General features: G+C 68.4%; 16 protein-coding genes, 3 pseudogenes and 1 riboswitch. Of the genes and pseudogenes, 10 read left to right on the top strand and 9 right to left on the bottom strand.

Annotated elements, in window-relative coordinates; all coding sequences use genetic code 11:
- Positions 1 to 229 precede the first annotated feature (229 nt).
- Positions 230 to 1,309 (bottom strand): histidinol-phosphate transaminase, encoded by a 1,080-nt coding sequence (hisC, locus tag OG936_RS17445; RefSeq protein WP_406495781.1) that lies wholly within the window; start codon positions 1,307 to 1,309, stop codon positions 230 to 232.
- A gap of 371 nt (positions 1,310 to 1,680) precedes the next feature.
- Here hisC and OG936_RS17440 point away from each other — a divergent pair, with 371 nt between their 5' ends.
- The 3 genes from OG936_RS17440 (at position 1,681) to OG936_RS17430 (ending at position 5,031) form a co-directional block, all read left to right on the top strand.
- A complete protein-coding gene (locus OG936_RS17440) occupies positions 1,681 to 2,793 on the top strand; it encodes a LacI family DNA-binding transcriptional regulator (RefSeq protein WP_406495779.1) in 1,113 nt (370 codons plus the stop codon).
- A gap of 173 nt (positions 2,794 to 2,966) precedes the next feature.
- Entirely contained in the window at positions 2,967 to 4,025 is a 1,059-nt protein-coding gene (locus OG936_RS17435) for a metallophosphoesterase (RefSeq protein ID WP_406495778.1), read from the top strand.
- Positions 4,026 to 4,206: 181 nt separating this feature from the next.
- Entirely contained in the window at positions 4,207 to 5,031 is an 825-nt protein-coding gene (locus OG936_RS17430; protein WP_406495776.1) for a hypothetical protein, read from the top strand.
- A 76-nt stretch (positions 5,032 to 5,107) separates the two neighbouring features.
- On the opposite strand, the gene OG936_RS17425 is transcribed toward OG936_RS17430, so the two are convergent.
- Together OG936_RS17425 and thiC are read right to left on the bottom strand one after the other, a co-directional pair.
- Positions 5,108 to 5,695, bottom strand: coding sequence for a GNAT family N-acetyltransferase (locus OG936_RS17425; RefSeq protein ID WP_406495774.1), 588 nt, complete (start codon positions 5,693 to 5,695; stop codon positions 5,108 to 5,110).
- Between the two features lie 145 nt (positions 5,696 to 5,840).
- A complete protein-coding gene (gene thiC / locus OG936_RS17420; protein WP_406495772.1) occupies positions 5,841 to 7,655 on the bottom strand; it encodes a phosphomethylpyrimidine synthase ThiC in 1,815 nt (604 codons plus the stop codon).
- A riboswitch (TPP riboswitch) is annotated at positions 7,648 to 7,781 on the bottom strand. (Overlaps the previous gene by 8 nt.)
- Positions 7,782 to 7,851: 70 nt before the next feature.
- On the opposite strand from thiC, the gene OG936_RS17415 reads away from it, so the two are divergent.
- Positions 7,852 to 9,174 carry a YibE/F family protein gene (locus OG936_RS17415; protein WP_406495771.1) on the top strand — a complete coding sequence of 441 codons (1,323 nt, stop codon included), beginning with the start codon at positions 7,852 to 7,854 and terminating at the stop codon, positions 9,172 to 9,174.
- Between the two features lie 81 nt (positions 9,175 to 9,255).
- Here OG936_RS17415 and OG936_RS17410 read toward each other — a convergent pair whose 3' ends face one another.
- From OG936_RS17410 to OG936_RS17395, 4 genes are all read right to left on the bottom strand, one after another.
- Positions 9,256 to 9,693, bottom strand: coding sequence for an SsgA family sporulation/cell division regulator (locus OG936_RS17410; protein ID WP_266747352.1), 438 nt, complete (start codon positions 9,691 to 9,693; stop codon positions 9,256 to 9,258).
- Positions 9,694 to 9,794: 101 nt separating this feature from the next.
- The gene (locus OG936_RS17405; RefSeq protein WP_406495769.1) at positions 9,795 to 10,565 is read right to left on the bottom strand and encodes an IclR family transcriptional regulator; all 771 of its coding nucleotides are present in this window, start codon (positions 10,563 to 10,565) and stop codon (positions 9,795 to 9,797) included.
- Between the two features lie 243 nt (positions 10,566 to 10,808).
- Positions 10,809 to 11,021 carry a DUF5326 family protein gene (locus OG936_RS17400; protein ID WP_114249160.1) on the bottom strand — a complete coding sequence of 71 codons (213 nt, stop codon included), beginning with the start codon at positions 11,019 to 11,021 and terminating at the stop codon, positions 10,809 to 10,811.
- Positions 11,022 to 11,187: 166 nt separating this feature from the next.
- Positions 11,188 to 11,505, bottom strand: coding sequence for a cupin domain-containing protein (locus tag OG936_RS17395; protein WP_406495767.1), 318 nt, complete (start codon positions 11,503 to 11,505; stop codon positions 11,188 to 11,190).
- A 68-nt stretch (positions 11,506 to 11,573) separates the two neighbouring features.
- On the opposite strand from OG936_RS17395, the gene OG936_RS17390 reads away from it, so the two are divergent.
- From OG936_RS17390 to OG936_RS17380, 3 genes and pseudogenes are all read left to right on the top strand, one after another.
- Positions 11,574 to 11,951 (top strand): phage holin family protein, encoded by a 378-nt coding sequence (locus OG936_RS17390; RefSeq protein WP_406495765.1) that lies wholly within the window; start codon positions 11,574 to 11,576, stop codon positions 11,949 to 11,951.
- A 66-nt stretch (positions 11,952 to 12,017) separates the two neighbouring features.
- Positions 12,018 to 13,148 (top strand): cystathionine gamma-lyase, encoded by a 1,131-nt coding sequence (locus OG936_RS17385; protein WP_406495764.1) that lies wholly within the window; start codon positions 12,018 to 12,020, stop codon positions 13,146 to 13,148.
- 196 nt (positions 13,149 to 13,344) lie between these two features.
- Positions 13,345 to 13,737, top strand: a pseudogene (locus tag OG936_RS17380) (LysR family transcriptional regulator); the annotation flags it as partial.
- A gap of 156 nt (positions 13,738 to 13,893) precedes the next feature.
- Here the strand turns inward: OG936_RS17380 and OG936_RS17375 are convergent.
- Positions 13,894 to 15,285, bottom strand: coding sequence for an IS1380 family transposase (locus OG936_RS17375; protein ID WP_406495762.1), 1,392 nt, complete (start codon positions 15,283 to 15,285; stop codon positions 13,894 to 13,896).
- Positions 15,286 to 15,409: 124 nt separating this feature from the next.
- Here OG936_RS17375 and OG936_RS17370 point away from each other — a divergent pair.
- Positions 15,410 to 15,911 (top strand): annotated as a pseudogene (locus tag OG936_RS17370) (LysR substrate-binding domain-containing protein); the annotation flags it as partial.
- Between the two features lie 63 nt (positions 15,912 to 15,974).
- Entirely contained in the window at positions 15,975 to 16,454 is a 480-nt protein-coding gene (locus tag OG936_RS17365) for an NUDIX domain-containing protein (protein WP_266747346.1), read from the top strand.
- A gap of 58 nt (positions 16,455 to 16,512) precedes the next feature.
- Here the strand turns inward: OG936_RS17365 and OG936_RS17360 are convergent.
- Positions 16,513 to 16,953 (bottom strand): annotated as a pseudogene (locus OG936_RS17360) (flavohemoprotein); the annotation flags it as partial.
- A 27-nt stretch (positions 16,954 to 16,980) separates the two neighbouring features.
- Between OG936_RS17360 and OG936_RS17355 the strand changes: the two are divergent.
- The gene (locus OG936_RS17355; RefSeq protein ID WP_406495761.1) at positions 16,981 to 17,850 is read left to right on the top strand and encodes a GNAT family N-acetyltransferase; all 870 of its coding nucleotides are present in this window, start codon (positions 16,981 to 16,983) and stop codon (positions 17,848 to 17,850) included.
- Positions 17,851 to 17,912 lie beyond the last annotated feature (62 nt).

Here is a 17,912-nt window from a genome sequence, read left to right as displayed (position 1 = left end):
ACACGCTTGTGAACGCGTTCACATTCACAAGCAATTATGACGCACGGACTTTCGGGACGTTCGGGCGGGGTACCCCTCTTGGGATGTTCCGATCAATCACCCCGAAGCAGACACTCCCGGAACACCCCGGTCCTGGCACCTCCCGGCCCCGAACGCGAAGGCCCCGTACCTCGCCGAACGAGGTACGGGGCCCTGGGCCTTCCGGTGCGCGCAGGCTGCCTGCGCCGCTCTACAGCTCCCTGCGGTACGACTCCGCGGCCTTCAGGAACAGGTCGTTCGCCTCGTCCTCCCCGATCGAGACCCGCACCCCCTCGCCCGCGAACGGCCTGATCACCACACCGGCCCGCTCGCACACCGCGGCGAAGTCGGCGGTACGGTCCCCGAGCCGCAACCAGACGAAGTTCGCCTGGGACGGAGGAACGGTCCACCCCTGGTCCGCCAGCGCCCGCTGCACCCGGTTCCGCTCGCACACCAGGGAGCCGACCCGTCCCAGAAGTTCGTCCTCGGCACGCAGCGAGGCGACCGCCGCGTCCTGTGCCAGCTGGCTGACCCCGAAGGGCACCGCCGTCTTGCGCAGCGCGGCCGCCACCGGCTCGTGGGCCACGGCGAAACCGACCCGCAGACCCGCCAGACCGTACGCCTTGGAGAACGTCCGCAGCACGGCCACGTTGGGCCGGTCCCGGTAGATCTCGATGCCGTCCGGCACCTCGGCATCGCGGATGAACTCCCGGTACGCCTCGTCGAGGACCACCAGGACATCGCCCGGCACCCGGTCCAGGAACCGCTCCAGCTCGGCCCGGCGCACCACGGTGCCGGTCGGGTTGTTGGGATTGCAGACGAAGATCATCCGGGTGCGGTCCGTGATCGCGTCCGCCATCGCGTCGAGGTCGTGCACGTCACCCTCGGTCAGCGGGACCTTCACCGAGGTCGCACCGCTGACCTGCGTGATGATCGGGTACGCCTCGAAGGAACGCCAGGCGTAGATGACCTCGTCCCCCGGACCCGAGGTGGCCTGGAGCAGCTGCTGCGCCACACCGACCGAGCCGGTTCCGGTGGCGAGGTGCGAGACGGGCACACCGAAGCGGTCGGCCAGCTCGTTCATCAGACCGGTGCAGGCCATGTCCGGGTAGCGGTTGAAGTTCGCGGCCGCCGCCAGGGCGGTCTCCATCACCCCGGGCAGCGGGGGATAGGGGTTCTCGTTGGAGGACAGCTTGAACGCAACCGGTCCACCGGCAGCAGCCGGCTTGCCCGGCACATAGGCGGGGACGCCGTCCAGCTCGGCGCGCAGCTTGGGGCTCGTCTCGCTCACCGCAGGTCCTCCTAGACCGTCTGTACACATCAATACTGCTCACCTTATGAGGATTGGGCTCCGCTGCGAATGGCCGGAGCGTCCCGAACGCCCCGCGCGGCCGGGGACGGGGGGAGCGCTTCCCTCTCTGACGCGCGCCGGTGGCTCACTCCGTGGCGCGCGTCCCCCGAAGAGGTGAGATGAGACCTCTTCGAAACATCGACCATTTAGTAGGCCCATCGGGTTCGACGCATGACACACTACGGTCAACCTCGCCAATGCCCTTGCTTTTCAAGGCATTTGATATGCAATGATCATGCAGAAACGTGCCTGTCAATGAGTGAATATGCGGCCGGGTCAACCTCCCTTCCGAGCCCTACTATCGGCTCGCCATGACAGCAGCAGGAAAGCACCAGGTGAGCCGGTCGGAGACACCCCGGCGCAGCGGCCGGCAAGGACGAGCGGGAATCCGGGATGTGGCCGCCGCCGCCGGGGTCTCCATCACGACCGTCTCCGACGCGCTCAACGGCAAGGGCAGGCTCCCGGACGCCACCCGCCGCCATGTCCGCGAGGTCGCAGAGCGCCTGGGCTACCGCCCTTCCGCCGCGGCCCGAACCCTCCGTACCGGCAAGTCCGGCCTCATCGGCCTGACCGTGACGACCTACGGAGACGAACCCTTCACCTTCACAGAATTCGCCTATTTCGCCGAGATGGCCAGAGCGGCCACCTCCGCCGCGCTCGCGCGCGGCTACGCCCTCGTCATCCTGCCCGCCACCTCACGCCACGACGTCTGGTCGAACGTCGCTCTCGACGGCACCGTCGTGATCGACCCCTCCGACCAGGACCCGGTCGTCACGGAACTCGTACGCCAGGGGCTGCCCGTCGTCTCGGACGGCCGTCCGGCCGGCACCCTCCCGGTCACCGCCTGGGTCGACAACGACCACCGGGCCGCCGTGCTCGACCTCCTCGACCATCTCGCCGCCGCCGGAGCGCGCCGCATCGGCCTGCTCACCGGCACCACCACCGACACGTACACCCGTCTCTCCACCACCGCGTACCTCCACTGGTGCGAGCGCGTGGGCCAGGACCCGGTGTACGAGTCCTACCCCGCCCACGACCCGTGCGCGGGCGCAGTCGCCGCCGACCGGCTTCTCGCCCGCCCGGACCGGCCCGATGCCGTCTACGGGCTCTTCGACCCCAACGGCACCGATCTGCTGGCCGCCGCCCGCCGATACGGCCTGCGCGTCCCCGAGGACCTGCTGCTGGTCTGCTGCAGCGAGTCCACCGTGTACGCGACGACCGAGCCCCCCATCACCACCCTCTCGCTCAAGCCGCGCAGGATCGGCACGGCGGTCGTCCAGCTCCTGATCGACGCCATCGAAGGCGTGCAACACGACGGGCCGGTGGAGCAGGTCATACCGACGGAGCTCATCGTCCGGACGTCCTCGCAACGCCGTCCACCCCGCACCACGGTCAGTGCGCCCCGCTCCCCCGCCGGGGATTGATCAGGCGATTTCGGACCAATCGGCCGGTGAACCTGACGTGCGCCGGGATTCACCACCCCTGGTGCGTCACAGAGCACGATTCGCATTCCTATGATGGGCGCACGACACCGCGGACCGCCCCGACCAGCAGGGCCCGTCAGGTGTACGGCGGCGCGACGGTGGTGGAGGGGTCGATGACACAGGGGGCCGGTCAGGAACCCGTGGTGCGGACTGCGACGTTGCGTGACTTCCGCGTACCGCCCTATGCGCAGACTGCGGTGCCGCCTTCACCGCCGCATCCGGGCAACGCCGTTCCGGGAGGCGAGCTGCCGGAGGGGTACACCCCCACCGCACGCGACCTTCCGGTGATCAACCGCGGTGACACCGTCCAGGTGCGGGCCGTCCCCGACCCGCGGCCCGCCCCGGAGCCGGGGCTCGGACCGCTGTACGTCGTCGGCGATGTCCACGGCTATCTGGCCGAGCTCCACGCCGCCCTCGCCGAGCAGGGCCTCATCGACGCCGAGGGCAACTGGTCCGCGGGCAATGCCCGACTCTGGTTCCTGGGCGACTTCACCGACCGGGGACCCGACGGCATCGGCGTCATCGACCTGGTGATGCGCCTCTCCGCCGAGGCCGCGGCCGCGGGCGGTTATTGCAAGGCCCTGATGGGCAATCACGAACTGCTACTCATCGGCGCCAAGCGGTTCGGCGACACCCCGGTCAACTCCGGCGCCGGCACCGCCACCTTCCAGGCCGCCTGGCTGCTCAACGGCGGCCAGAAGAACGACATGGAGCGGCTCCAGGACGTCCACCTCCAGTGGATGTCCCGGCTCGACGCGATCGTCGAGGAGGACGGGCATCTGCTGACCCACTCCGACACAACGGCATACCTCGACTACGGCAGTACCATCGAGGACGTCAACGACACCGTGCACGCCATTCTCACGCGTAACGACGCCGATGAGTGCTGGGACCTCTTCCGGAAGCTCACGAAGCGGTTCGCCTTCCGCGACGAGTCGGGGCCGCAGGCCGTACGGGAGCTGCTGTCGGCCTACGGCGGACAGCGCATCGTCCACGGTCACAGCCCCATTCCGTACCTACTCGGCGAGGTCGGCTCGGAGGACGGAGAGGACGGTTCCGGTCCCGTGGTCGACGGCCCGCACGTGTACGCGGACGGGCTCGCCATCGCCATGGACGGCGGAGTGACCATGGCCGGAAAGCTACTGGTCGTCCAACTGCCCCTGCATGACTGACGTCCATCCGGGAAGACGCTTCACGACCTGACCGCGCCGACCACCGGGCCTATTTACGGAAATCCCCTGTCACCCCGTGCCGTGGGCGCTCTACCATCGGCGTATCAGTAGCAGGCTCTCCTCCGTTTCCGCCCAACTGCCCGGTCCACGCGGGCATTCAGGCCCAACGGAGCATCGGGGGATGCACATGAACAGCGCTCCGCACCTGCTGGCCGAGGACCGCCCCGAGTACGAGCGGATCCTCGACGACGCACTGCGCCATGCCCATGAACGACAGGATCTGGCCGCGGTCGGCGAGCGGCTCAACGCCGTGCAGCTGCGCACCATGGCGCTGGACGCCACGGCGCTGATCACCGCAACGGCCGCCACCGAGTACGAGCACTATGTGAAGGCCCGCGAAGAGCTGCGCGGACCCGACGAGGAAATGGACGAGGATGCCGGTCCCGGGTCCGGCATGAACCCTCAGAGCCAGTCGGGCGCCGGCATAGGAGCTGTCGTCACGGTTCTGGCCCCCGTGCTCGCCGGCACCGCCGCGTTCATATTCCTGCTGGCCGGCTATCTGCTGAAACTGCTCAGCCCGCCTCCGTCCTTCGCCTCCACCATGGTCGCCGCGGGCTGGTTCTTCGCGGCGGTCATGGCCGCCGCCATCCTGGCCGCCGCCGTCGGACTGCTCGTCACCGCACTGCGCAACGGATCGACGTCGCAGCCCGCCGAAGATCCCGGGAGCGAGCTTCCGGAGGATGTGGCGCGTGCCAGGGAGGCGTGGCGCCACGCACTGCTGGAGCGCGGCATTCTGCCATTCCTCAGAGACGCGCTCGCCGACCCCGCGGCCGGCCCCGCGGCACGCACCCCGCACCGCTCGGAGCACCGCATCCCGAAGATCGGCTACAGCCGGCCGGACTTCACCAGCCCCGACGACGGCCCGGCGGCGGGCCCCCGCCCGACCTTCACCAGCCCGGACTTCACCAGTCCCGACTTCGGCGGCCCGGAGCATGAACCGGACTGACCGGATCCGGGTAACACGTACCCCCGCCAGGAACACCGCGTCGGCCAACGCGCCCGCGCGCCGGGACCAGCGTGGGTCAGCGGTCCCATGGCTTCGGGCGCGCCAGCGCCTCCCACTCGGGGCGGAGCAGTGAGAGCACCGCGACGTCATGGCGGCGCCCCCGGTGCAGACACGCGGATCGCCGTATCCCCTCCTGGACGAACCCCGACCTGACGAGAACGGCGAGCGCGGCCGCGTTGTCCGTGTGGGTGACCGCCTGAAGGCGGTACATGGGCAACTCGCCGAACGCCAGGTCCGTCAGCGCGTCGACTGCGTCCGTGCCGTATCCGCGACCGCGGTGCTGCGGCGCCAGCATCAGCTCGACCTCGGCCGTACCGTCGGCGACATCCTGTTCGGTCAGGGCCACGTGGCCGACAGGCGTGCCGTCGGGAAGCACGACGACGAAGTCGTCACGGTCCTGGTCGTCGTGGTAGCGCTCGATGCGTTCCCGCAGCGACGTGAGCGAACGTGGCCAGATACCCATCGCATGAGCGGTTGCCGGATCGGACCGCCACTCCTGCAGCAGTTCGGCGTCATCGACTTCCACGGGAACGAAGGCGACTTTCCGCCCTCGCCAACACGGCTTCCGGCCCGCCTCGTTCGCCTCCGCCACGCTATCGCTCATGTGCGGATCCTACGGACACGCAACCGCCCTGATCACCTGCTTTTCGGCACCGAGCGTCCGGAGCCTGCCGCGCGAACGCGGAGAGCCGCGGCTGAGTGGCGAAGATCTGCTGCGGTCTTCGCCCCTCGGCCACGCGTCAAACGGATCAGTCCGCGATCGGCAGATAGACCCGGTTGCCGGCTGCCGCGAACTCCTTGGACTTGTCCGCCATGCCCGCCTCGATCTCCGCCTGCGAACCGCCGTGTTCGCGACGGATGTCCTGGGAGATCTTCATCGAACAGAATTTCGGCCCGCACATCGAGCAGAAGTGCGCGGTCTTCGCCGGTTCGGCGGGCAGCGTCTCGTCGTGGAACTCCCGTGCCGTGACCGGGTCGAGAGCCAGATTGAACTGGTCCTCCCAGCGGAATTCGAAACGGGCGTCGGAGAGCGCGTCGTCCCAGTCCTGCGCCCCCGGGTGCCCCTTGGCGAGGTCTGCCGCATGGGCCGCGATCTTGTACGTGATGACGCCGGTCTTCACGTCGTCACGGTTGGGCAGGCCGAGGTGCTCCTTGGGCGTGACATAACAGAGCATCGCCGTGCCCCACCACGCGATCATCGCCGCGCCGATGCCCGAGGTGATGTGGTCGTACGCCGGAGCGACATCGGTGGTCAGCGGGCCGAGCGTGTAGAACGGCGCCTCCTCGCAGATCTCCTGCTGGAGGTCGATGTTCTCCTTGATCTTGTGCATCGGGACATGGCCCGGGCCCTCGATCATGGTCTGGACACCGTGCCGCTTGGCGATCGTGTTCAGTTCGCCGAGTGTGCGCAGTTCGGCGAACTGGGCCTCGTCGTTGGCGTCGGCGATCGAGCCGGGGCGCAGACCGTCGCCCAGCGAGTACGTCACGTCGTACGTAGCGAGGATCTCGCAGAGCTCCTCGAAGTGCTCGTACAGGAACGACTCCTTGTGGTGCGCGAGACACCACGCCGCCATGATCGAACCGCCGCGGGAGACGATGCCGGTCTTGCGTCGGGCGGTCAACGGGACGTACGGCAGGCGCACGCCGGCGTGGACCGTCATGTAGTCGACGCCCTGCTCGGCCTGCTCGATGACGGTGTCCTTGTAGATCTCCCAGGTCAGCTCCTCGGCCCGGCCGTCGACCTTTTCGAGCGCCTGGTAGAGGGGAACGGTGCCGATCGGCACGGGGGAATTGCGCAGTACCCACTCACGGGTGGTGTGAATGTTGCGGCCGGTGGACAGATCCATGACGGTGTCGGCGCCCCAGCGCGTCGCCCACGTCATCTTCTCCACCTCCTCCTCGATGGAGGACGTCACCGCGGAGTTGCCGATGTTGGCATTGACCTTCACCAAAAACCGCTTCCCGATGATCATCGGTTCGATCTCGGGGTGGTTGACGTTGGCCGGCAGTACGGCCCGGCCTGCAGCGATCTCCTCGCGCACCACCTCCGGCTCGACGTTCTCCCGGATCGCCACGTACTCCATCTCCGGGGTGATCTCACCCCGGCGGGCATACGCGAGCTGGGTCACCGGCTGCCCGTCCCGGCTGCGGCGGGGCAGCCGGGGCCGGCCGGGGAAGACCGCGTCGAGGTTGCGCAGTCCTTCCCCGAGCTCTCGGCTTCGCTCGAGCAGGGGAGACCCCGTCCGCGGCGAGGTGTGCTTGAGCCCGTCGTCCTCGGGGCGTGCGGGGCGGCCCGGGTACTCCTCGGTGTCGCCGCGCGCGATGATCCAGTTCTCCCGAAGCGGTGCGAGTCCGCGACGGACATCGGTCTCGGTGGTGGCATCGGTGTACGGCCCCGACGTGTCGTACAGCGTCACGTCCTTGCCGTTGGTGAGGTGCACCTGACGGACCGGCACCCGGAGGTCCGGGCGTGAGCCCTGGACGTATCCCTTGTGCCAGCCGATGGACTTCCCGGCCTCGGCGCTCTGGTTCGAGGCAGGCGTGTGTGCGTCCGCTGTGGTCATGAGACCTACTCCCTACGCCGGCATTACCCGGTAACAGGTTCGGCGGTCGGCGCAGCCTGTCCCGTACGGATGTACGGATATCAGCGCCCTCTCAGCCCGGTGCTCCGAGCTCCCGCGTGTGCAAAGGTCCCTCAACGCTAGCGCCCCGTCCGGCGCAATGAACAGAGGGCCCCTCTCTTCTTGCGATGATCGGCCGGTGACGTCCCCCCAAATCGACTCCGAACCGCGAGGCCATCAGCACGGCCACTCGCACAGCCATGGCCCCGCAGCGCCCGTCTCGAAGCATCTGCGCAAGGTCATCACGGCCGTGCTCATCCCGTTCGCCACCGCGGTCGTCGTCGGCCTGGTGGTGCTCTGGCCGGGTGGCGCGCCCCCGCACGATCGGACCGGTGTCGGTTTCGACCGGCAGACCCAGCAGGCGAAGGTGGTGAAGGTCGACAAGGTGGACTGCAAGGACGTGAACGCCTCCCAGATGCCCGTCAGCGGCGAGACCACCCCGCCGTCGGGGAGCGGGCCGGGGCTGTGCGAGAAGGCCACCGTCGAGGTGACGACCGGCCACGACAGGGGCCGGACCTTCGTCGAGATCGTCCATCCCGACGCACCGCGTCAGTTGCGCCGGGGTCAGGGCGTGGTCGTGGCGTACGCCCCCGACGCGCCCCATGATCTGCAGTACTCGGTGACGGATGTGAACCGGAAGTTCCCGATGGCGCTGCTGGCCGGGGTCTTCGCCCTGGTCGTGGTCGCGGTGGGCAGGATGCGCGGGGTGATGGCACTGGTCGCGCTCGCCGTGTCGTTCGCGGTACTGACCCTGTTCATCCTCCCGGCCGTCCTTCAGGGCTCGAATCCCCTGCTCGTCGCGGTGATCGGGGCCAGTGCGATCATGCTGATCGCGCTCTACATGTGCCACGGCTTGACGGCCCGCACCTCGGTCGCGGTGATCGGCACACTGATCTCGCTCCTGCTGATCGGGCTGCTCGGATCACTCTTCATCGGCTGGGCGAGCCTGACGGGCAACACCGACGACAGCACCGGTCTCATCCACGGCCTGTACCCGCACATCGACATGAGCGGCCTGCTGCTGGCCGGTGTCATCATCGGTTCGCTCGGGGTCCTCGACGATGTGACGGTCACCCAGACATCCGCGGTCTGGGAGTTGCACCAGGCGAACCCGATGATGGGTGCGCGGGGGCTCTACAAGGCGGGGATCAGGATCGGGCGCGACCACATCGCCTCGGTCGTCAATACGCTGGTGCTCGCCTACGCGGGCGCCGCGCTGCCGCTGCTGCTGCTGTTCTCGATCGCCCGGAGCAGTGTGGGGACGGTGGCCAACAGCGAGCTGGTGGCGGAGGAGATCGTACGAACGCTGGTCGGCTCGATCGGACTGGTCGCCTCGGTGCCGGTGACGACGGCGCTCGCCGCGCTGGTCGTCTCCGCGGACCGCACAGGGCTCGGCGCGGAAGCCGGGGCTCCAGCACCCGTACGGGCCGGGAGAGGCCGCCGTCGTAGGGCGAAGTCTTGAACGCCTCCATCACGGAGAGCGATTCACCCATTCGGCAGGTGTCGCGTTCGACCGGCGGGCCGGTCTGAGACCCCGTGCTCTTCAGCCGGCGTTCTGTTCCTCGGCGAGGATCCGGCCCAGGGCCTCTTCCAGATTGCCCTCGAAGTCACCCAGCGTGCACTCCTGCCCGAGCGGCACGAGTTTGTCCGTCCGGTCGAGAAAGGCCACAAGTGGCGCGGTACCGGCCCGAAAGAGGGCGCGGTCCTCGCCGACCTGGAGCCGGATATGTACATCGGAAAGCCCCTCGGGCTCCGTGGGTCCGATGTGCACATCGCCGTCGCCACTGGGGCTGTTGAGGCCGTCGAGCAGCAGCTCACGACCGAATGCCCAGGTGACGGGGGCGTCGCCGGGCAGATGGAAGGTCATCCGGATCGCATACGGATCACACACTTCGTACCGGAGCTCCACCGGGATCCGGAAAGAGAGCTCCTCGGAAACGAGGAAGCTCATCATGACCTCAGCTTGAACCGACTCGCGCATCGTTCAACCCCGCAGTAGATGAATCTGGCCAGGAATGATCCCCCATGGCCCTATTGACGCCATCGTGGTGCACGCGATAGCAGATCACAAGGAGTGATTTTTCAGATACTGATAGAGAACACGAACGAACGCAAGAGGTTGGCCACTTCGCCACGTAGTTGTTCGACTGCGGGGAGCAACCGGTCTTCCTGCTCCAGGGGTACCGAAATGGCCATCGCGGCGGCGGTGAATCCGGCAGTGATCGGGATGGCCGCGCAGACCGTCCCCAAGGCGTACTCCTGTCGTTCGATGACAGGTTCCATTCGTTCCAGCGACCGCAGCCGCTCGAGGAGCGCCGCGCGGTCCCTCACCGAGTAACGGGTCAGCGGCCGTACCGGGTGCCGGTCCAGATGGTCCTCACGAGCCTTCTCGTCGAGCCGGCTCAGCAGACACTGACCGATCGCATGGGCGTGCCCGGTCTCCCTGAAGGACGCCCACTCGTCCACCGCGGGGATGACCGGGGTGTCGGCGACGGCGACGAGTTCGATCTCGCCCTCGCGGTAGACGGCGCAGTACACCGGTGCGCCGATGACGTCGCGCCAGCGGCTCAGCAACTCCGCCATTCTGCTGCGACGATTCTGCAGGGAACCTTCACCGACCAGGCGTTCAGCGGCGGTTCCGAAGAGGAAAACGCCGTTCTCCCTGCGCAGATAGCCCTCATGGGCCAGGGTGCGCAGCAGATGGTAGGCGGTGGGAAGGGGAAGGCCCGCTTCCCTGGCCAACTGCTTCGCGGGCGCCCCGTCTCGATGGGCACCCACGGCTTCCAGCAGCCTCAGCGCTCGCTGAACCGAACCGATCAACGTCGGGACAGCAGTGCTCGATGCCGTGGTCAACGGTCACCCCCAGGCATGGTGACGGGCGGTCAGCCCGCCTGTGGGGGCCGCCCCCACAGACCGCCGCATGACTGGGGTTCGCAGACCGAATGCCGCACAAACCACTGGTCAGGGTGGTGGCGGACAGCTAATCCCAGGCCGTGGCGGCGGACTGCCACCATATCGGCAGCATCCGCGAGGGGGGTCGTTTCGTCTTCTGCTTAGCTCAGCTGGGCTAATCGCCCCGGCCGCCTTCCGATCGTCCTACCAGTCACCACGCGAGGAGGACGACGACATGAACTTGCGTACGACGAAGACGAGTCCGCCGACCAGGATCACGAAGACGAGAACCTTGAAGAGCAGACCGATCACGAACCCGACCACGCTGGCGATCAGACCGCCGAACACGACGATCGCGATGACCGGCACCGCGATCCACTTCACCCACCAGGGCATCCCCGCGAATATCTCCCGCACGGCCATCGTCCTTGCCTCGTCTCTGTGAGTTCCTGATTCCGCTGCTCCGATACTTCGATGCTAGACGCGCGGAGGGGGTCGGCGGGGGGCTCGCAGCCCTTGAAGTCCCCTGATCGACCCCCTAGGGATCCCTGATACCGGAGCCCGGCCCTCCGGGAAGCGCGGCTCAGCTCTCCGGCGGCGAGAAGACCACCATGACCCGCAGGTCCTCGGTGATGTGGTGGAACTTGTGAGCCACCCCGGCCGGGACGTACACCACGCTCCCTCTTCCCACCTGGGTGGTTTCCACGCCGACCGTGATCGAGGCGCGGCCGCTGACGATGAAGTAGACCTCGTCCTCCTTGTGCGGCTGCTGCGGGTCAAGGTCGCCGGCGTCCAGTGCATACAGGCCGACGGACATGTTCCGTTCCTTCACGAACTGCAGATACGCGCCGTCGTTCGCGGCCCGTTCCGCCTCCAGCTCGTCCAGTCTGAATGCCTTCATGGCCCGTCCGCCCCTTGCCTCTGTCCCGCCGGTGTCCGCCACCGATCCTGTCTGCCACGATCAGACACATGAAGAATTTCGTAGTCAAGACGATCGCCAACGCGGGTGCGCTGGCCGTGGCCATCTGGCTGCTCCAGGACATCACGCTGAGCGGCGGCAGCACCGGGCGCAAGACACTCACGCTGATCGTGGTCGCCCTGCTCTTCGGCCTGGTGAACTTCGTGGTCAAGCCGATAGTGAAACTGCTCACCCTGCCGCTCTTCATCCTCACGCTGGGTCTGATCACCCTGGTGGTCAACGCGCTCATGCTGCTGCTGACCTCCTGGCTGGCCGGGCAGTTCAACCTGAGCTTCCACGTCCACGGTTTCTGGACCGCCGTACTCGGCGGCCTGATCATCTCGATCGTGTCGTGGGCACTGAACGTGGTCCTGCCCGACGAGGACTGACCCGACGCCTCTTGAGACAGTGCAGTCCGGACCGGTGGCGCGCCGGGGAGAGAAGTGAGGAACGGTATGAGCACCATGGGTGACGGAACCCGGGCGGTACGGGCCGGGCTGCCCGAACCGCAGCAGTTCGAGCCGACGCTGCCCGGTCCCGCCTTCGCCGCACACTTCCATCTCTCCGGTGAACCGGTCGGCCCGTACACCTACGGCCGGGACACCAATCCGACGTGGACCCACCTGGAGCACGCCATCGGCGAGCTGGAGGCGCCGGGCGAGCCGGTCGAGACGACCGTCTTCGCCTCCGGAATGGCGGCGGTCTCGGCCGTGCTGCTGTCCCAGGCGCGCTCCGGCGACGTGGTCGTGCTGCCCGACGACGGATATCAGGCGCTGCCGCTGGTGCGTGAGCAGCTGGAGGCGTACGGCGTCGAGGTACGGACCGCACCAACCGGCGGCAACGCCCAGTTGGCAGTCCTCGACGGCGCCAAGCTGCTATGGATCGAGACCCCGTCCAATCCGGGGCTCGATGTCTGCGACGTACGCCGGCTCGTCGGGGCCGCGCACGCGGCCGGCACGCTGGTGGCCGTCGACAACACCCTCGCCACACCGCTCGGCCAGCGCCCGCTGGAACTGGGGGCCGACTTCTCCGTGGCCAGTGACACCAAGGGCATGACCGGGCACGGAGACATCCTGCTCGGCCATGTGACCTGCCGCGATCCCGAGCTGGCAGCGGGGGTACGGCGATGGCGCAAGGTCGTCGGCGCGATCCCGGGTCCGATGGAGGCCTGGCTCGCACACCGTTCGCTGGCCACGCTGGAGCTGCGGATCGACCGGCAGTGCGCCACCGCCCTGACCCTGGCCGAGGCGCTGGGCAAGCGCGGGGGAGTGACCGGTCTGCGGTATCCCGGGCTGCCCACCGACCCTTCGTATCCAAACGCCGTACGGCAGATGCGGCGCTTCGGCTCCGTGGTGTCGTTCGTGCTGCCCGACCGCGAACGGGCCGAGCGCTTCCTGGCCGAGCTGCATCTGGTCGACGACGCCACGAGCTTCGGCGGCGTGCGCTCCACCGCGGAACGACGGGCGCGCTGGGGCGGTGACGCCGTACCGGAGGGCTTCATCCGCTTCTCGGTCGGCGCCGAGAGCCCGGACGACCTGGTGGCCGACGTGGAGCGGGCACTGGACGCGGCGCTCGGCGGGAGCTGAGCCGGCACCGGCGGTACGGACGGTCCGAGCCTCCCCCCCCTCGTGGCTCGGACCGTCCTGGTTCTCCATGCGAAGAACCACCTGAACAAGGCTAATTGACTCTCCGTCAGTGTCCAATCGCAGTAGCGACAGCGGCCTATCGACATATTTATGGTTGTACGGAACCGAAGCGTCGCGAGGACGGGAGGGGCAGGACATGGACCTGGCCCTGCTGCGCACATTCGTCACGGTGCACCGAGCCGGCTCCTTCACCAGGGCCGCCGCCCTGCTCGGCCTCTCCCAGCCCGCGGTCACCTCGCAGATCCGCACCCTGGAGCGGCAGCTGGGCCGCCCGCTCTTCCTGCGCCGGGCCCGCGGCGTGACCCCGACGACCATCGGCGACGAACTCGCGCACCGGGCAGCGCCCCGTCTGGACGCGCTGATCGAGATCGCCGAGACCGAGCTCGCCGAGGAGTCGGGCGTACGGACCCTGCATCTGGCCGGACCGCCCGAGTTCACGTCGTCGCGCGCCCTGCCGGCACTCACCCCGCTCATCGCCCAGGGTCTGGCCTTGCGCAGTTCGTTCTTCGCCGACGCCGGGGAGACGTTAGCCTTGATCCACCGAGGTGGTTTGAGAGTCGGGTTTTGATCGGCTTCGGGTCGGGTGGCCGGGTGAGGGCAGGTTGTGTCCGCTGGTCTGCCCAGCATTTCCACGGTTCGGTTCGGGTCGGGCCCTTGCGGGCGGGGTGGGCAGGGGCTGTTCGTATCAGCCGGACGGTCCGTGGGCGGTGGAGAACAGGTGTGTCCAGGCGTGCTGCCAGGGCCAGTTGTGCGGAAGGTGCAGGGTGATGCGGCGGGCGGAGCGGGCGATCCGGGCCGGAACGTGGACCAGGTGGGTGCGGATCGTGGCGGTAGTGGCCCTGGCGTGGAAGGCGGAGGCTTGTGCGCCGGTGGCCCGCAGCAGGTTGTAGGTCATCGCCCACAGGGTGAGCCATGCGGCGTTGGCGTTGAAGTGTGCGGAGGGCAGGTGGGCCAGGGCGGAGGCTTTGCTGTCGGCGATGACCTTCTCGATGACCGCGTGGTGACGGTGTTCGCGTTCGGCCTGGAGGGTTTGTGCGGGCTGGTCGGTGAAGAACGGGTGGTAGCGCCAGACGGGAAACAACTCGCCCTGCTCACCCACAACGGCGGGTTTGGCCAGGTCACGGACCCGGCGCACGATCAGCCGCGCGGTGACCCGTTCCGCTTTCGTGCGGCTCGCGAAGGCGGTGTACTGGGGTATCTCGGCCACTTCGGCGTCCGAGATGAGTTCACCGGTCTCGGGATCGGGCACCGCGGTCGGGTACGTGATCTGCTGCCAGGCGTCGTCGGGAATGCTGTGGACGGCCCGTTTGATGGAGGGGTTCATGCCGCAGGTGATCGAGAAGTGGGCTCCGGACCGGCGGCAGGCGGCGATCACCCCGGCGTTGTAGAACTGCGAGTCCGCTCGCAGGATCCGGGTGCCGGTGCAGCCCGCCTCGACGGCGGTGGCCAGCGCCTCACTCACGAATTTCGGGGCCCCACGGGAATCGGCTGCCTTGCCGCGGCGCATCCGTACTGTGGCGATCACCGGCCGGGAATGCGGGGTGCAGATCGTGGCGAGCAGGGGGTGCAGGGTGCGGATGCCCTTGAACCGGCCGTACTCGGCGCCCTGCTTGGTCCGGCCGTAGACCCGCTTGTGGGTGGAGTCGACATCAATGAACGCCGTCGTGCCGGAGCCGGGAAGCAGCGGCGTGTGCGCGGCCAGTTCGCCAAGGAACCTGCGGTGGACAGCGTGGAGTTGGAGAGCGTGACCGTGGGTGAACGAACGGAGGAAGGTACCCAGTGTGGACGGGGCACGGACCCCTCGGAACAGGGTCCGCATCGCGCCGTGCCGCAGCACGTGGAGGTCGTCGATGCTGTCTGACCCTGCGGCCATGCCGGCCACGATGCTGCTGACCTTGGCGTCCGCCGACGCCCCCGCGCCGTTCGTCGTCCCGGTCAGCTTCACCTTCTGCGTCACCAGGCCCGACAGTCCACACCGTTCGGCCAGCCGCATCACCGCAACCAGCCCGGCATGCGCGACCAGATTCGGGTCATCGAACGCGGCGGAGACCGCCGCTGGAGTATGGGAAACTTGCATCTCGGAAGTGCCTTGCCGATCGTGCGTGCTGGAAGCCTCAAGAACTCCCATCATCGCAGGTCACAAGGCACTTCCTTGTTTCCCGAAGAGTCATCCACAGCCACCAGATCGGTGGATCAATGCGTTAGAGGGGCTGGCCGCCGGGCACCATGACCTGGCCATTGCCACGGCCCGTCCGCGCGGTGAGCTGCTCACCGCGACGCCGCTGTGCGACGAGGAGCATGTACTGATCGCGGCGCCGCGCTGGGCCGGGCGGCTGGGACCTGGGACGCTGCGGCACAAAGGGCCCGTGGTGCTGGACCAGCTGCCGATCGTGGAGGTGCACGAGAGCCTGCCGCTCGTCTCCCGATACTGGGCCGCCGTGTTCGACAGCCGGCCCGCCGTCGCGGGAACCGTCATCGCACCGGATCTCCGGGCGGTCCTCGAATGCGCGGCGGCGGGTGCCGGGCTCGCCGTCGCGCTATCTGTGCGAGGGGGCGCTGGAACGCGGCGAGGTGGTGGCGCTCCTCGATCCCCCCGTGCCCCCGCTGCGCACCTACTTCCTGGCCGTGCGGACCGGCACGCTCCCAGTGCCGCACATCGCGCGGACACACGAGTGGCTGCTGCGTGCCGCCGCCGACTGGTGAGCGCAGGGCGGCCCGGCACGGGTCAGGTGTTTCAGAACCCGTTCCGTGGGCCACGCTCTTGCCATGACCGAACGTCCCGTGGTCAAGCGCACCGCACGCGCCATCCTGCTCGACGGCAACGACCTCATCCTCATCAAGCGCACCAAGCCCGGGGTGGATCCGTACTGGCTCACACCGGGCGGCGGGGTCGAGCCCGAGGACGCGACCGTCGTCGACGCCCTGCACCGCGAACTGGACGAGGAGCTCGGCGCCAAGATCACCGATGTGGTTCCCTGCTTCGTCGACACCGTGGAGCACATCGAGGGCGGCGGGGTGAAGGGCGTGAAGGTCCAGCACTTCTTCGTCTGCCGGCTGGAGTCCATGGACCTGTCCCGGCGCCACGGCCCGGAGATCGACGACCCCTGCGGGGAGTACGACGTCGTACGGGTGCCGTTCAGCCGGATGGGGATCGCCGCGGTTCATCTCGTGCCACTGTCGCTGCGGCACTACCTGGACGGCAATATCGAGGGCGTACGAGCGATGCATGCCCCTGACCTGGGCTGACCGGCTGCCGCTCGTGGGGCGTGGCCGGTGGGCTGCTGCTCCTCGAGTCAGGCGGGGCCGTGGCCGCCAGTTCCTCGACTGCGTCGTGCCGGATGCGCTCGGCCGGCATGCCGATGCCCTTGAGCACGTCCACACTGCTGCGGATCACGCCGGGCGGGCCGGAGAGACAGGCGTCGTACTCGTGCCACGGCCCGTACGCGCGCACCGCCTCGGGCAGCAGCCCCTTCGGACCGCCCGCCGTTCCCGGGCCCGTGGAGACCACCGGCCCGACCGCGAGCCAGGGATAGGTCTTCTGGAGCCGAATCATCGTGTCGATGTCGTACAGATCGCGATCGGTACGCGCCCCGTAGAACACCTCCACAGGTCACCGGTCGCCGTGCTCGGCGACATCCTCGATGAGCGCCTTGATGGGCGCGATGCCCGTGCCACCGCCCAGGCAGAGCAGACCACTGTGGGAAGCCTGATCCGATACCGGATCAGGTAAAGGAGTGGACGAGCGATCAACGCGTCGGACAGCCTGACCTTCATGACCGTCCCACAGTCGCGTCCGCTCGCCGCATTGCCTGTCCGGCGTCTCAGCCCGGGCGACCTGGTCGCCTGCGCCGACCTCTGCGAGAACCGCGGCTGGCCACGCGATGAGCACCGGTGGGGCCTGCTCCTCTCCGCAGGAACCGGCTACGGCCTGGACGACCCCGGCGCCAAGGGCCTGATGGCCGCTTGTGTGGTGACCTCCTACGGACCGCGACTGGCTGCCATCGGCATGCTGCTCGTCGCCGAACGGTACGCGAGGCAGGGAGTGGCCCGGCAGCTGATGCGTCATGTCATGGACGAGGCCGCGGACACGCCTCTCAGCCTGTACGCGACATCTGCGGGTCGACCTCTCTACGAACAGCTCGGGTTCTCGGTCCTGGGCCGCGTCCAGCGGGTCACCGGGTTCTTCCGGCCGGCCGGGGACGCGGTGATTACCGCGGCCGTACGTCCGGCCACGGCATTGGACCTGCAAGCCATCGTCCGGCTGGACGCGGACGTCTTCGGCACGGACCGGACACATGTCCTCGCCCGGCTTCCCGCGTATGCCGACCACATCCGGATCGCGGAGGCCGGCGGAAAGCTCGTCGGTTACGCGACGACCTGGCCGAGCGACCGTACGCATGTGGTCGGCCCGCTGGTCGCGCCCGACACGGCCACGGCTCAGGCCCTCGTCACCTCGCTCGCCGAGGCGACGGATCTGCCGTTGCGCGCGGACATCGACGCACGCCATGCGGACCTGCTCACCTGGTTCAAGGAGTGCGGTCTGCGGGCGGGCTCCGGAACCACGGTGATGACGTATGGGACTTCGGACCTGCCGGGCGACTGGACCCGTCGCTACGCTCCGCTGACCGTGGCGATGGGCTGACGTACCCGGCTCGGCGAATCGGCGGCGCTGCGGGCCGCCGAGATGAGCACTTCCGCGTCCGG

It is taken from the genome of Streptomyces sp. NBC_00846 (assembly GCF_045207325.1).
Lineage (GTDB): Bacteria > Actinomycetota > Actinomycetes > Streptomycetales > Streptomycetaceae > Streptomyces.
Note: the sequence above shows the minus strand (reverse complement) of the source record. Positions and strands in the feature narration are given on the sequence as shown.